The following is a 13,181-nucleotide window of genomic DNA, read 5'->3' as shown; positions in this document are numbered from 1 at the left end:
CTCCGACCCTCCCCGCACGCGGACCGGACCCGGCACCGCCCGCCGCGCCCCGGCCTCCCCCGCCCAGCACGGCGCACAGGGCGATCGGGACGATGCGTCCGAGCAGGTGGCGGCGTCCTCCCGAAGGCCGCGGGGGTCGACCTCCTCACTGGCGGGTGCGGCCAGGGCGGAGGAGGGCATGGCAGACTGGGGGTGTAACGGAGTCTCCCGCAGCTGGAGATGTGAGTCCCTGGTCTTGCTGCGGGCTCCCTCGCCGCGTCCAGGGGGCTTCCCCGACCCGGTGCCCTTCTGCTGCTAGGGGCGACGCCTCAGATCACCGGCGGTGCGACACCCCTGATCTTGGCCGAGTTTTGGTGGCCGGGTGCGTGACCGGAGTCCTGTACGTGTCAGGAGAGCGTCTACGAGGTCGGGGCGGTGCCGGATGTCCCGCGGCCCGGATCCGCCGACTCGGTGAAGGTCGGTGTGGCCAGAGCGGTGCGCTTGAGAGGGGACCAGGCCCCCTCCACCGGGTTCAGCTCGGGCGCGTAGACGGGCAGGTGCTCCGCCTCCAGCCGCGCACGGGCGGCGATCGCCCGCCGTGTCCGACGGCAGTGGCGGGTGGGCCGGTAGTTCCAGACCAGCAGGACCGGGTCCCACCACCGTCGGTTGGAGCCGGTCGGCCGAACAGCAGGAACGCCCGGAAAGGACGAGGATGCACACAGAGGAACGCGCGGTCGATGTCGTGGTCATCGGAGGTGGCCAGGCCGGGCTCGCGGCCGGATACTATCTGCGGCGGGCCAAGGCCGATCACGTCATCCTGGACAGTGGTGCCGCACCGGGCGGGGCGTGGACCGAATACTGGCACTCGCTGCGGCTGTTCTCACCCGCTGGGCACAGTATGCTGCCGGGCTGGTGGATGCCGCCCGAGGAGGGGCACGAGTATCCGAGTGCGGCGCACGTGGCCTGGTATCTGGAGGAGTACGAGCGGCGTTACGACCTGCCCGTGCACCGTCCGGTCCGGGCGGTGAGCGTGGAACGAACGGGCGGGGCCTTGCGGGTGGTCACCGACAGGGGGCCGTGGAAAGCGCGTTACGTCATCAGTGCCACCGGCACCTGGGGCAAGCCGTACATCCCGCGAATTCCCGGACGGGCAAACTTCCAGGGCAGGCAATTGCACACCGTCGATTACCGGGAACCGGACGAGTTCGCCGGGCACAGGGTCGTGGTGGTCGGAGGGGGCAACTCGGCGGCACAGATCCTCTCCGAGCTCTCCCGCGTCGCCCAGACCACCTGGGCCACAGCGCGTCCGCCCCGGTTCCTGCCCGACGACGTGGACGGTCGCGCCCTTTTCGACATCGCCACCCGGCGGCAACGGGCCGAACGGAACGGTGACCGAACGGCACGGGGAATCGGCTCCTTGGGGGATATCGTGATGGTGCCGCCCGTCAAGGAGGCCCGAGACCGCGGAGCCCTCAAGCCCGAGCCGATGTTCGACGGCCTCACCCGTAGCGGCCCGGTGTGGGCGGACGGCACCGAGTCGGAGTGCGACGCCATCGTGTGGTGTACGGGCTTCCGGCCCGTCCTGGACCACCTGGCCCCTCTGGGAGTGGTGAACGGCGAGGGCCGGATCGTGCTGGAGGGAAACCGTTCCGTCGGCCAGCCGAGGCTGTTCCTGTTGGGTTATGGCGACTGGACCGGGGCGGCCTCTGCTACGCTCATCGGCGCCGGGCGCACGGGCAAGGGGGCAGTGGCCGAGATCATCGAAGCCCTGGCCGGGGAGGGGTGACCCTCCGAACCCGTGCGGGGGCCGCCACCGCGCACGACCAGGACTCGCACGGGATGTTCGACGAGGAACACCACCGGGCCCCGTCCGCGCACGCCCCGGTCCCACGGGGGGAGCCGGAGGCCCCGCTCAGGTTCGGCGGTCACGACACGGCCGCCGGGCAGGGGCGCGGCCGACTGTACAGTGCCGCCACCGCACCCGCCGTCGCCACGGCGCCCATCACCGCGAACGCCGCTGCGTAGCCGCCGAGGGCTCCGGCCAGCGCCACCCCGATCCAAGGAGCCAGAGCGGAGGACAGCATCAGCGGGACGTGCATGACTCCGCTGATCGCTGCGTAGGCCGTCGTACCCCACCGGTCGGCCACCACCGTGGCGTGGAGCAGGGTGAGGAGACCGCGTGCCATTCCCGCGAGGACGGCGACCACCACGATCAGCCCCCAGGGGCCGGGGACCAGAGCCAGCATCAGGGAGGTGGCCGAGCAGGCGCCCAGAACGATCACCAGCCGGGTGACGGGAGCGGTCCTCCGTTCCAGGTGTGTGTAGACCAGTCGCCCCGCCACCTGGCCGAGTCCTCCCAGGGCCAGCGCCCACGCGGCGGCCGCGGTCTCGAAGCCGCGGGACTCCAGAAGGGGGACCAGGTTGACCACGGCCGCGTACACGGTCAACGACCCCGCGGCCAGGGCCGCGGTCAGGGCCCAGAAGGCCCGGCTGCGGACCACCGCACGCACCGACGGCCCCGGTCCGCTGAAGCCCTCGTCCACCACGGGCATCGCCCGGTCCCGGGGAAGGGCGAAGGCGTGGAGCGGCACGACCACCACGGCGAGGACTCCGGCCAGCACCAGATAGGCGCCCCGCCATCCCCATTCCTGTTCCAGGGCCGCCGTCAGGGGGGCGAAGACGGTGCTCGCCAGCCCGGCCGAGAGCGTCAGGACGGTCAGGGCCCGTACTCGGGCGGCACCGTACCAACGGGTGAGGGCCGCGAAGGCGGGGGGATAGTACAGCCCGGCCATGGCCGTCCCGGCCAGCACCCACGCCGAAGCGAAGAGGCCCGTGTTCGGGGCCAGGGCGATACCCGCGACGGCTGGGGCGGCGATCACAGACGCCACGGTCATCACCGGCTGGGGGCCGTACGCCTGGAGCAGTCTTCCCACGAGGACCCCGGCAAGGCCCGCTACGATCTGGGCCGATGAGAAGAGTGCGGTGACCTGGAAGGTGGACCAGCCGGTGTCAGCGGTGATCGCCGTGGCCAGGACCGGGAAGGCGTAGAACAGCACCCCGTAGCTCGTGGTGACGGTGACGCAGAGGACCGCCAGCCCCCGGCGTGCTCCGGCGATGGGAACGGAGGCGTCGAAAGCACGTGGGGTCGTCGACCTCACAGGGCCCGGGCCGGTACGGCGAGCTCGACGTCCCGCGGCCCCTCCGCCGGGCAGCAGCCTCCCCCGGACCCGGACGCCTCCTCCGCTTCGGAGGAGTCGGACAGCCCGGAGCCGCTGCACACCCCGGTCTCGGGCAGGACCAGCTCCACCCGCTCGGCCGCCTCGTGATCGCCCGCCAGGTGCGCGGCGATGCTGCGCACCTGTTCGTAACCGGTCAGGGCCAGGAACGTGGGCGCGCGGCCGTAGGACTTCACCCCCGCCAGGTAGAAGCCCTCTTCCGGATGGGAGAGCTCCTTGGCCCCGTGGGGGTAGACGGTGCCGCAGGAGTGCACGTTGGGGTCGATGAGCGGGGCGAGCTCCACGGGGGCCTGAAGCGTCGTGTCCAGTCCCAGGCGGACCTCGGAGAGGAACGACAGGTCGGGGCGGAACCCGGTCAGCGCGACCACTGCGTCCACCGGTTCCAGCGGCCGGCCGTTGCCGTCCACCAGGACCAGGCGCCCCGCCCAGGGACGGACCTCGGCGGTGCGAAACCCGGTGACGACCCGGATGTACCCGGCTTCGACCGCAGCCCTGGCCCGGAGCCCCAGGGCCCCGCGCTCGACGAGCTGGTCTGATGCTCCGCCGCCGAAGGTGTCGCCGACCTCTTCCCGGCGCAACACCCACACGACCTCGGTTCCGGGTGCCCGCTCCGCGAGTGCGGCTAGGGCGACGAGGGCGGTCAGGGCCGAGTGGCCCCGGCCCACCACCGCCGTGACGCGGCCCGCGTGGCGGTCCCGCACGGTGGGGTCGGACAGGTCGGGGACCCGGTAGGAGATCCGCTCCCCGGCGGTGCCCTCGCACAGGGCCGGCAGCCCGTCTCCGCCGACCGGGTTCGGTGAGCTCCACGTCCCCGAGGCGTCCACCACCGCACGGGCCCGGACGCACTCCTCTCCCCGCCCGGTGCGTACACGGACCGTGAAGGGATGCCGTCCCCGCTCGGCGTCGACCACTCGGTCCCGACCCGCGCGGCTCACCCCGGTCACCTCCGCGCCGAAGCGCACCCTGTCGCCCAGGGCGTCGGCCAGCGGAGCCAGGTAGGACCCGGCCCACTCCCGTCCGGTCGGGTAAGCCGTGTCAGCCGGCCGCCGCCAGCCGGTGTCCCGGAGGATCCTCTCTGCCGCCGGGGCCACGAGGTCGCGCCAGGAGGAGAACAGGCGCACATGGCCCCACTCGGCAACCGCTGTGCCGGCCCGCTCTCCCTTCTCCAGCACGAGCACCGGCAGGTCCCGCTCGGCCAACTCGGCCGCGGCCGCCAGGCCGACGGGTCCGGCACCGATCACCGCTACGGGGAGTTCCGCGATCATGCCACGCCCTCTCGACGAGTGCTGTCTATGGTGGGAAACCATATTGATGAGAGTCGATGAATGCAACCATAGACATAGGTCGATAATGGGGACATGAGCATGCAGGCACACGGCCACGATCACCCACTGTCACCCTCCGATGCCGACATCTACGCCGCTTGGTTCGCCTGTCTGGCCGAGCCCATGCGTGTCCGGCTGCTGCACACCATCGCCTCGGCGGCGGGGGCGGTCAGTGTCGGAGAACTCGTGGAGTCGGTGGGCATTCGCCAACCCACGGTCTCCCACCACCTGCGTAAACTCGCGGACGTGGGGTTCGTGACCCTGACCAGGGCGGGCACCTCGACCCGGGTCGAGGTCAACCCAGCGTGCTGCACGGGCCTGCCCCATGCCGCCGACGCAGTCATGGGCATGCTCAGCACCCGCCCCTGCTGGCCCGAGGACCTGCCCACCGGTGTCACCACGCGCGCCATGACGGACACGGACCTGGAGACCGTGCGGGAGGTCTGCGCCCCGTCCCTCGCCGACGGCCGGGCGGCCATCGGCGGGGCATGGAAGGACTCCTGGCTCGTCGGGCATCGCTGGGTCGCAGAAACCGGCGGGCGCTTGGTCGGCTGGGCAGCCGCCGCACCCGTCTCCAGCCGTGAGCCCTACACCGGAGTGGCCGAGACGTTCGTGTACGTCGCCAAGGACGCACGCGGACGGGGCGTGGGCAGCGCGTTGCTGTACCACCAGGTCACCGAGGCCGACGCCGGGGGGCTCTGGACTCTGCAGACGTCGATCTTTCCCGAGAACCGCGCGGGTCTGGCCCTGCACCACCGTGCGGGGTTCCGTACCGTCGGCGTGCGCGAGCGCATCGTCCGGCACCAGGGAGTCTGGCGCGACACCGTTCTCCTGGAGCGTCGCAGGGCCGACACCGAAACGACCGACGACGTCCGTGACACCGGCGGTTCCGGTCGCCCGTTCTGCTGAGCGCAGCGTTGGGTGCCGGCGATCCGGAGCCGCCGGGGAGACATCGGTACGGCTCGTCGTCTACTCCTGAGACGAGTTAGGAGAGGGCCGCGACCACCGCCTGTTGGTCACCCCATCGGGCGCGGAGCCGACTGCGGCCCCGGGGCTGGGGGTCCAGCACGTGCGGGAGTACCAACCGTCCGCCGTGAGCCGCTCCGGCACCGTCGCCGTCGGCCCCGGGCTCCACGCGGAGCAGGACCTGCTGTTCCCTTCGCGCCACGAGGCGGCCGCCCTCCCAGACCTCCAGGTCCGCCTGGCTCTGCTCGCCGTTGAGCGCCCGCCGGAAACACGCGACCGACACCTCGTCCTCGGTTCCGTCGTAGACCCAGCGCGTCCCCAGGGTGGAGTGCTCCATGGTTCCCACGAGGTGGTCTTCGTGACCGGCCAGGGGCGCCCCTCTGTAGGTCAGCGGAAGGTGGAGCAGGCGGTCCCCGCGTCGGATCAGGAACGCCTCCACCCCGACCTCTCCTTCTGGGTCGTCGAATCTGTACTTGCCGAGCACCTGGTCGCGTCCGCGGCCCGCCCATGGCCGTCCGTCCAGCCATGCCTCGATCAGGGCCGTCTTGCTCGGCGTGACGCTGGCCTTGTGAATGATCGCCATGAGCACAGTGTCCGGTACCGGGGTGTGAAAAGAGATGTCGTTCCCCTGTCCGCTTCCGGTCAGGATCGGGACCGGATTCCCGGTTGAATACGAGCCTTCCGGGGAGGGGCGGTGACACTTCGACGGGTTTTCCGCGGCGAGGGCCGCCACCGACAGCCAGCCGTTTTCCGCCACGCTCGACCGGGGACGGTCGCCTACAGCAGCTCGTCATCACCATGAACACCCGGGCCGGTATGCCGAAGCCCCCGGTCCTCACGGGCAGCGTTCGAGAAGGGAGCACGAACCCGAAATCAGGGTGTCGGGCCAGCCGTCGGATACGGTCGGCTCCCAGTACCCGCAGATACGACCTTGACAAACAAAACAAATGTTTTTATTTTCCTTTCGCCTCTTTCCAGGCTCGAGTCACTTCGCTCTCGATCCGTCCCAAGGACACGGAGCCCCCGGTCGCAGGAATCACGCATGAGGTTCGTTCGCAATGATCCACACCCGACTCTGACCTTCTCCGGAGGCGGGTGGGAAGATCAGTCCCCCGTTCCCACCGCTCCCGCTCACCGCGAGTACGTGCACAAGCTCGCGCTGTCCGAGCTCCTGCTCGCGGGCATGCGACCGACAGGCGAAAACTCGTTCGTCATCCATGCCCCAGGGCCGAGACCGCACGACTTCTCCGTGTCAGAGGGCGGCGATTGCTGCCCTCTTCCGTTTCTGTTCGCGGGGACCGTCCTCCAGGCCTTCCCCCGTTGCCGCACGCCGCCTATGACCTACCGTTCGGGCGCTGTCTGATCTGGCAGGGCCTTGCCGCTCGGTCGAGCGGGCCGCCCTGTCCGTCGGAGGGCCGCCCGCCGGGACACCCTTCGCGCGGACCGCTTCGAGGCCGCGCGCCGAGGACAGCGCCCCGGATCGCTCGCGCTCCGTCTCACGGCGTACCGGGGCGGCACCCGGAGGGGAACCGTCGGGGCCAGGTGCAGCGCACACCCTCCCGCCGTCTGTGAGCGCTTGCGCGGGGATCGCGGGACCACGGCGTGTACGGTGCCTCCACGGAGTCGATGAAGCGGCACGTCAGCCCTCCGCCGCCAAGGAAGGTTCCCCCACCGCCTCGACGGACGCGTGGATCTCCTCTCGGATGGATGACTCAGGCAGGACTGAGGAATTTCCTCAGTCGGACGGCGGCCGTCGGCACGGCGAGGCCCGTCCGACGGCTGGTGTCCTGGAACCGTCGATCCTGGCTCCCACAGGTCGAGAGCTCGGTGCAAGGTGCCCCGTGGCGGTCCGTGCCGCGAAAGTCCCGATCGCGCCCCCTTGAGTTGGTGCGAAGCACCGATTGTCCGAACGAAACGCATCGCTGGCCCGCGCGCCATTCCCTCGGGGCCTCTGGGGCCGGACGAGGTCACACCACCCGGTGGGACACGATCGAAGTTCTCGTCGACAAAGAGTTCTCGCCCCCGTTTTCCTGCGCTCAGGGCCTCGCCGGAGTAAGGGGGGTGACACGCCTCAGTGAAGTGCCACAAAAATAAACTGAGCAAGCCCGTGCAACACGCGTCACACGGGACACCGATAATGTCCCGAAATAAGGAGCGCGTGCCCGTTTCATTGACAGCGGTCACGGTGATTTATACCTTCTCACCACACCACCCCTTTGGGGTCGTGTTCTCAACTCGCCAGAGCCATTGGCGCCACACCGTCGTCAGGCTAATTTATCAAGAAGAAATAATTTCAGAATGCAGGAAGCCATGAAGAGGGACCCGGAGAAATCCGACTTTCGCCCCAGAGGCATGAACAAAGATCCACTGGACCCCGAGTACCTGCCCTTCTGTTCGGACAGCAGCCCTGATCTGCTGCATGTTCTCCACCTCGCGGGGTCCGTTTCGAGCCCCGCCCTGGGAAGCGGCCTGCGCAGTTCCCTCCGCACGTCCGCGCCCGGTCTCGCCCGCACGCCGCACACTCCGACCCGCCTGCTCGGCGTGCACAACCCCACCGGTCTCTTGGCGGAGTTCGCTGCCGGCCACTGCTTCCCCGACGTGAGCGCGGGCAAGGCCTTCCTGGTTTTCCTCGGCGGATCGGTCGAAACGTCTGGTCAGAGCCGGTCGGACCTTCGTTTCCTGCTGCAGCCGGGAGCCCATGTCTGGCTTGCCCAGACCGACTCTCCGGTCCTCTCCCCGGCGGAGTCCGCTCCGGAACGGGCCGTGACCCGATGAGCCCTCACCCGAAAGACGCCCAGAGGACCGCTCTCATCACCGGGGCCGGAAGCGGGATCGGCGCGGCCACCGCGCGCCGACTGGCCCGCGAGGGATACCACGTCGTCCTGACCGGCCGACGGGTCGGCGCCTTGGAACGGGTCGCCGAACTCATCGCGGCGGACGGGACGGCGGCGGAGGTCCGGCCCATGGACGTCACCGATCCGTCGTCCGTCACGGCGGCCGTTGACGGCCTGACCCGCTGCGACGTGCTCGTCAACAACGCCGGCGGCGCCCTTGGGACCGAGACGGTGGCCGACGCCGATCCCTCCGACTGGCGCACCATGTTCGAGACGAACGTCATGGGTGCCCTCGCCACCACGCAGGCCCTGCTCCCGCTCCTCACCGAGAGCGGCGACGGGACCGTGGTGCTCATCTCCTCCACCGCAGCCTTCACCGTCTACGAGGGCGGCGGCGGTTACAGCGCGGCCAAGCACGCCGAGCACGCCCTGGCCGGGACCCTGCGCCTGGAACTGTGTGGCAGGCCCGTGCGCGTCGTGGAGATCGCCCCCGGCATGGTCCACACCGAGGAGTTCTCCCTCAACCGCTACCGCGGGGACGCGGACCGCGCGGCAGCCGTTTACGCGGGAGTGGACGAACCGCTCACGGCCGAGGACATCGCCGACACCGTCGCCTGGACGGTCACCCGCCCCTCACACGTCAATGTCGACTTCCTCGTCGTGCGACCGCTCGCCCAGGCCGCACAACACAAGGTCCACCGGCGTGGCTGACCGCTCAACGCCAGACCCCGAACCCCCATCGACCCAAGGATGCACACCGCTGTGACACGCTCACTCCGCAATCCGATCATGGACCTCCCCGAGATCGGTATCACTCCCGTCAAGGACATCGACGCCACGGTCTCCGTCGTCGGTTCCAAGAGCTACACCAACCGTTTCCTGGCGATCGCGGGGCTGGCCCCGCAACCGACACTCCTGCGACACGCGCTGCATTCCCAGGACACGCTGCTGCTGGCCGAGGCCCTGCGCGCCTTCGGGCACGTGGAGGTCGAGGCCGACGCTGCCAACGAGACGTTCTCCGTGGTCCCCAATGGGCGGCCCATGCGCGCACCCGCCGCCGACATCGACATGGGGAACGCCGGTACTCCGATCCGCTTCCTCATCACCATGGCGGCCCTCGCGGAAGGCCGGACGGTTCTGACGGGCAACAAACGCATGCGTGAGCGGCCCATGGAGCACCTTCTCGAAGCTCTGGGCAAACTCGGCGTGGAGGCACGGAGCACCTCGGGCAACGGCTCACCACCGATCGAGATCCTCGGTGGCGGCCTGCGCGGCGGCTCCACCCGCGTCGACGCCACCGTGAGCAGCCAGTTCACCAGCAGTCTGCTCATCGGCTCGGTCGGAACGAAGCTGGGTCTCGAACTCTCCGTGAGCGGAGACCCCGTTTCCAAGCCCTACGTCGACATGACGGTCAACGCGATGGCCACCGCCGGAGTCCTCCTCCGGCGCTCGGGGTATGGGCGCTACTCCGTACCGGGCGGAGCGAGCTACCGTGGCAGGGACATCACGGTGGAGCCCGATGCCTCCGGTATGTCCTACTTCCTTGCCGCGGCCGCGATCACCGGCGGGAAGGTCACCATCCCCGGGATCGGTTCCGACTCGGTCCAGGGGGACGTCGGTCTGGTCACCGCCTTCGCCGACATGGGCTGCTCCGCCGAGTCGGGCAGCACGGGCATCACGCTCACCGGCGGACCGCTGACCGGTATCGACATCGACATGTCCAACATGCCCGATGTCGCCCCGACGCTGGCCGTCGTTGCCGCCTACGCCCGCGGGACGACCCACATCACCGGGATCGGCAACCTGCGCGTCAAGGAGTGCGACCGAATCGACGCGGTCAGCACCGAGCTCCGGAAGATGGGCGTCGCCGTCGACACCACCGAGGACACGATGACGGTCCACGGGGGAAAGGAGCCCCAGGGGGCGGTGATCGACACCTACGACGACCACCGGATCGCCATGGCCTTCGCCGTCGCGGGCCTGCGCACTCCCGGCGTCGTCATCCGCGACCCCGCGTGCGTGGCCAAGTCCTTCCCCGACTTCTGGGACCGCTTCGAAGACCTGCGAGGCGACCGGTGATCACCCTCGCACCAGGGGTGCTGCTCGTCCTCGACGGATGGGGCCATGCGGCCCCCGGTCCGGCGAACGCCCTCACCGCCGCCCACACCCCGGTCCTCGACGCCCTTACCGCCGGCCCCGGAGGACGGCTCCTCGACGCCTCGGGAACGGCCGTCGGTCTTCCGGAGGGGACCGTGGGCAACTCCGAGACCGGTCACCTCGTCATGGGGGCGGGGCGTGCCGTGGAGTACGACAGTCTGCGCGTCGAACGGGAGGTGCGCTCGGGCGGTCTGCGCTCCCATCCGGTGCTGTCCACCGTATGCGGAGAACTCGCGTCGAGTGGGGGGACCCTTCACCTGGTAGGGCTGTGCTCGGACGGGGGAATCCATTCCGACATCGGCCACCTCCCCGAGATCCTCCGGGGCGTCTGGAACTCTGGTCTCTACCGGATACGGATCTGGGCGATCACCGATGGCCGAGACGTGGCCGACGGTACGGCCGGGCACTACCTGTCCCGGGTCGAGGACATGATCGACGACCAGGGGGTCGGTTCGATCTCCGGGGTGGTCGGCCGCGACTACGCGATGGATAAGAGCGGAAAAGACCACCTGACGGCCGCGGCCGTGCGGCTCCTTTTGGACGGGCAAGCGGAACGGACCGTCTCCATCGCCGAAGACGCCGTGCTCTCCACCGGAACTGACGGTGCGATCCCCCCCACCGCCGTCACCGGTGTGTCAGGACGTTCGGCTCGGGTGGAGGACGGTGACTGCGTCCTGTTCACCAACTTCCGCAGCGACCGCACCGCCCCGCTCGCGGACATGGTCGCGGACAAGCTCGCCGCGAGCGGTCGCAGGCGGGTACGCCTGATCAGCCTGGCCCAGTACGACACCCGGACCGAGATCCCGGCGCTCGTGCCCCGTGCGGACGCCTCCGGAGGGCTGAGCGATGTGCTCGTGTCGGCCGGAGCCCGGTCTCTGCGCGTCGCGGAGCCGGAGAAATTCGAGCACGTCACCTTCTTCTTCAACGGTCGTGACGCCCGGGCAAGGGACGGGGAGGAGTACCTCAAGGTCACGGGAGCTCCCGACGGCCCCGTCCACGAGCACCCGGAGATGAACGCCCCGGGTGTCGCTGGGGCTGTGGCCGAGGCGTGTGGTCGGGACGATATAGATCTCGTTCTCGCCAACCTCGCCAACATGGACGTGGTCGGGCACACAGGGAACTTCGACGCTACGCGCCGCGCGGCCGAGGCCGTCGACGCGGCGGTGGCGCACATCACCTCCGCCGCGCGGGCCGCGGGCCGCTGGACGCTGATCGTCGGCGACCACGGTAACGCCGAGGAGATGCTGCGGTCTTTCGGGGACCTGGAGGCGGAGGCCGTTCCCTACGGGGGGCACACGCTCAACCCCGTCCACTGCGTCCTTGTCCCGGCGGGCTCCTGGGAGGACACTCCGGTGTCCACGGTTCCGGCCGCGATCACCTCGGTGGCCCCGACCGTGCTCCGTCTGTTCGGGCTCCCCGTTCCCCGGGCGATGACCGCCCCTCCACTTCTAGGAGAGCTCACCCTCGCCACAGCGGCCCGGGACAGTGCCCGAAGCGTTCGGGAAGGGGGGTGCCGGTGATCTCCGCTGAATTCTTCTGCGATGAGTTGGAGCGGCACGGTTTCGGCTTCGCCAGTGGGGTCCCCTGCTCGTACTTCGGCGGACCGATCTCCCTGCTGAGCCGGACTCCGGGCCGCTACGTCGCCGCGGCCAACGAAGGCGGCGCGCTCGCTACCGCCTCCGGCGCCGTGCTGGCCGGGGAACGCGCCTACGTCATGCTGCAGAACTCCGGGCTCGGCAACCTCGTCAATCCGCTCACCTCGCTGGTCATGACCTACCGGATCCCGGTGCTCACCTTCGTCAGTCTGCGTGGCTGGCCCGACCCGTCCCAGGACGAACCCCAGCACGCCGTCATGGGACCGACCACCGCGCCCTACCTGGACCTTCTGGGGATGCCGTACTGGATCCTGAGCGCGGATGCCGGTGAGGCACGTTTCCGGGAGATCCTGGAGGCCGCGACGGCCGAGCTCTCAGAAGGGCGCGCGCCGTTCGTGCTCGTGGAGAAGCACGCGGTCGGCGCGGCCGAAGCAGCCGCATCGGGCGGACCGGCCCGGGACGACCGGATGGACAGCTCCGACGCCGTCCGCCTGGTCACCAAACTCATCGGTGACGCCCCGGTCATCGCGACGACTGGCTACACCGGACGTGAACTGTTCGGAGTCGAGGACCGGTCGGCCAACTTCTACATGCAGGGATCCATGGGCCACGCCTCCTCGATCGCCCTGGGAGTCGCCCTGACACGGCCAGACCGCCCCGTCGTGGCTCTCGACGGCGACGGCGCCGCGCTCATGCACCTGGGAGCACTGTCGGTCATCGGTGCCCAAGCGCCGCCCAACCTCGTCCATGTCGTCCTGGACAACGGCATCCACGAGTCGACCGGTGGCCAGGGGACGACATCGCACACCACTGGACTGGAAGAGGTCGCCTCGGCGGCCGGCTACGCCGACGCCAGACGGTGTGCCACTCCCGGGGAACTCCAGCGGGGTGTCACCGACGCGCTGTCCTCACCGGGGCCCCACATGCTCGTCGTGCCCACCCGTGCGCGCAGCGGTCCCATGCCTCCCCGGGCAACCAGCGCCCACACCCCCGAGGAGATGCGGAACCGCTTCTCGGCGGCGGTGCGCGAGTCCTCCCCCGGTAGCGCGGGTGCCTGAGACGGCCGGCGGCACCGGATACCTTCCCACT

General features: G+C 69.9%; 11 protein-coding genes. 7 read left to right on the top strand and 4 right to left on the bottom strand.

The features are described 5' to 3' along the window. Positions 1–398: 398 nt before the first annotated feature. A complete protein-coding gene (locus tag B042_RS26995) occupies positions 399–620 on the bottom strand; it encodes a transposase (protein ID WP_369797666.1) in 222 nt (73 codons plus the stop codon). A 71-nt stretch (positions 621–691) separates the two neighbouring features. On the opposite strand from B042_RS26995, the gene B042_RS0103685 reads away from it, so the two are divergent. Further along, positions 692–1,765 (top strand): ArsO family NAD(P)H-dependent flavin-containing monooxygenase, encoded by a 1,074-nt coding sequence (locus B042_RS0103685; protein WP_028647109.1) that lies wholly within the window; start codon positions 692–694, stop codon positions 1,763–1,765. Positions 1,766–1,904: 139 nt separating this feature from the next. Here the strand turns inward: B042_RS0103685 and B042_RS0103680 are convergent, their stop codons facing one another. Next, positions 1,905–3,137: an MFS transporter gene (locus B042_RS0103680; RefSeq protein WP_028647108.1), complete on the bottom strand. Its 1,233-nt coding sequence runs from the start codon at positions 3,135–3,137 to the stop codon at positions 1,905–1,907. Further along, the gene (locus tag B042_RS0103675) at positions 3,134–4,480 is read right to left on the bottom strand and encodes an FAD-dependent oxidoreductase (protein ID WP_028647107.1); all 1,347 of its coding nucleotides are present in this window, start codon (positions 4,478–4,480) and stop codon (positions 3,134–3,136) included. The genes B042_RS0103680 and B042_RS0103675 overlap by 4 nt, the downstream gene beginning before the upstream one ends. Positions 4,481–4,573: 93 nt before the next feature. Between B042_RS0103675 and B042_RS21835 the strand changes: the two genes are divergently transcribed. Beyond that, a complete protein-coding gene (locus B042_RS21835) occupies positions 4,574–5,449 on the top strand; it encodes a metalloregulator ArsR/SmtB family transcription factor (RefSeq protein ID WP_051415443.1) in 876 nt (291 codons plus the stop codon). Positions 5,450–5,525: 76 nt separating this feature from the next. On the opposite strand, the gene B042_RS0103665 is transcribed toward B042_RS21835, so the two are convergent. Further along, on the bottom strand, positions 5,526–6,089 hold the full coding sequence (locus B042_RS0103665) for a hypothetical protein (protein ID WP_028647106.1): 564 nt from the start codon (positions 6,087–6,089) through the stop codon (positions 5,526–5,528). A gap of 1,715 nt (positions 6,090–7,804) precedes the next feature. Between B042_RS0103665 and B042_RS0103655 the strand changes: the two genes are divergently transcribed. From B042_RS0103655 to aepY, 5 genes are read left to right on the top strand one after another with little or no spacing between them, the layout of a single operon-like run. Continuing rightward, a complete protein-coding gene (locus B042_RS0103655; RefSeq protein ID WP_028647105.1) occupies positions 7,805–8,281 on the top strand; it encodes a hypothetical protein in 477 nt (158 codons plus the stop codon). After that, positions 8,278–9,051 carry an SDR family NAD(P)-dependent oxidoreductase gene (locus B042_RS0103650; RefSeq protein ID WP_028647104.1) on the top strand — a complete coding sequence of 258 codons (774 nt, stop codon included), beginning with the start codon at positions 8,278–8,280 and terminating at the stop codon, positions 9,049–9,051. Before B042_RS0103655 ends, B042_RS0103650 begins: the two co-directional genes overlap by 4 nt. Before the next feature lie 51 nt (positions 9,052–9,102). Further along, positions 9,103–10,419: a 3-phosphoshikimate 1-carboxyvinyltransferase gene (aroA, locus tag B042_RS0103645; RefSeq protein ID WP_197024160.1), complete on the top strand. Its 1,317-nt coding sequence runs from the start codon at positions 9,103–9,105 to the stop codon at positions 10,417–10,419. Next, the gene (gpmI, locus tag B042_RS0103640; protein ID WP_197024159.1) at positions 10,416–12,017 is read left to right on the top strand and encodes a 2,3-bisphosphoglycerate-independent phosphoglycerate mutase; all 1,602 of its coding nucleotides are present in this window, start codon (positions 10,416–10,418) and stop codon (positions 12,015–12,017) included. Before aroA ends, gpmI begins: the two co-directional genes overlap by 4 nt. Next, positions 12,014–13,150 (top strand): phosphonopyruvate decarboxylase, encoded by a 1,137-nt coding sequence (gene aepY, locus B042_RS0103635; protein WP_028647101.1) that lies wholly within the window; start codon positions 12,014–12,016, stop codon positions 13,148–13,150. Before gpmI ends, aepY begins: the two co-directional genes overlap by 4 nt. The last annotated feature ends 31 nt before the right edge of the window (positions 13,151–13,181 follow it).

The sequence above is a fragment of the Nocardiopsis sp. CNT312 genome (genome assembly GCF_000515115.1).
Classification (GTDB): Bacteria; Actinomycetota; Actinomycetes; order Streptosporangiales; family Streptosporangiaceae; genus Nocardiopsis.
This window is presented reverse-complemented; position numbering and strand designations above follow the sequence as displayed.

Bases quoted from the DNA above. Each gene is read 5' to 3' on its own strand.
- B042_RS0103685 (WP_028647109.1), top strand. From the start codon at position 692: ATGCACACAGAGGAACGCGCGGTCGATGTCGTGGTCATCGGAGGTGGC.
- B042_RS0103675 (WP_028647107.1), bottom strand. From the start codon at position 4,480: ATGATCGCGGAACTCCCCGTAGCGGTGATCGGTGCCGGACCCGTCGGC.
- B042_RS21835 (WP_051415443.1), top strand. From the start codon at position 4,574: ATGAGCATGCAGGCACACGGCCACGATCACCCACTGTCACCCTCCGAT.
- B042_RS0103665 (WP_028647106.1), bottom strand. From the start codon at position 6,089: ATGGCGATCATTCACAAGGCCAGCGTCACGCCGAGCAAGACGGCCCTG.
- B042_RS0103655 (WP_028647105.1), top strand. From the start codon at position 7,805: ATGCAGGAAGCCATGAAGAGGGACCCGGAGAAATCCGACTTTCGCCCC.
- B042_RS0103650 (WP_028647104.1), top strand. From the start codon at position 8,278: ATGAGCCCTCACCCGAAAGACGCCCAGAGGACCGCTCTCATCACCGGG.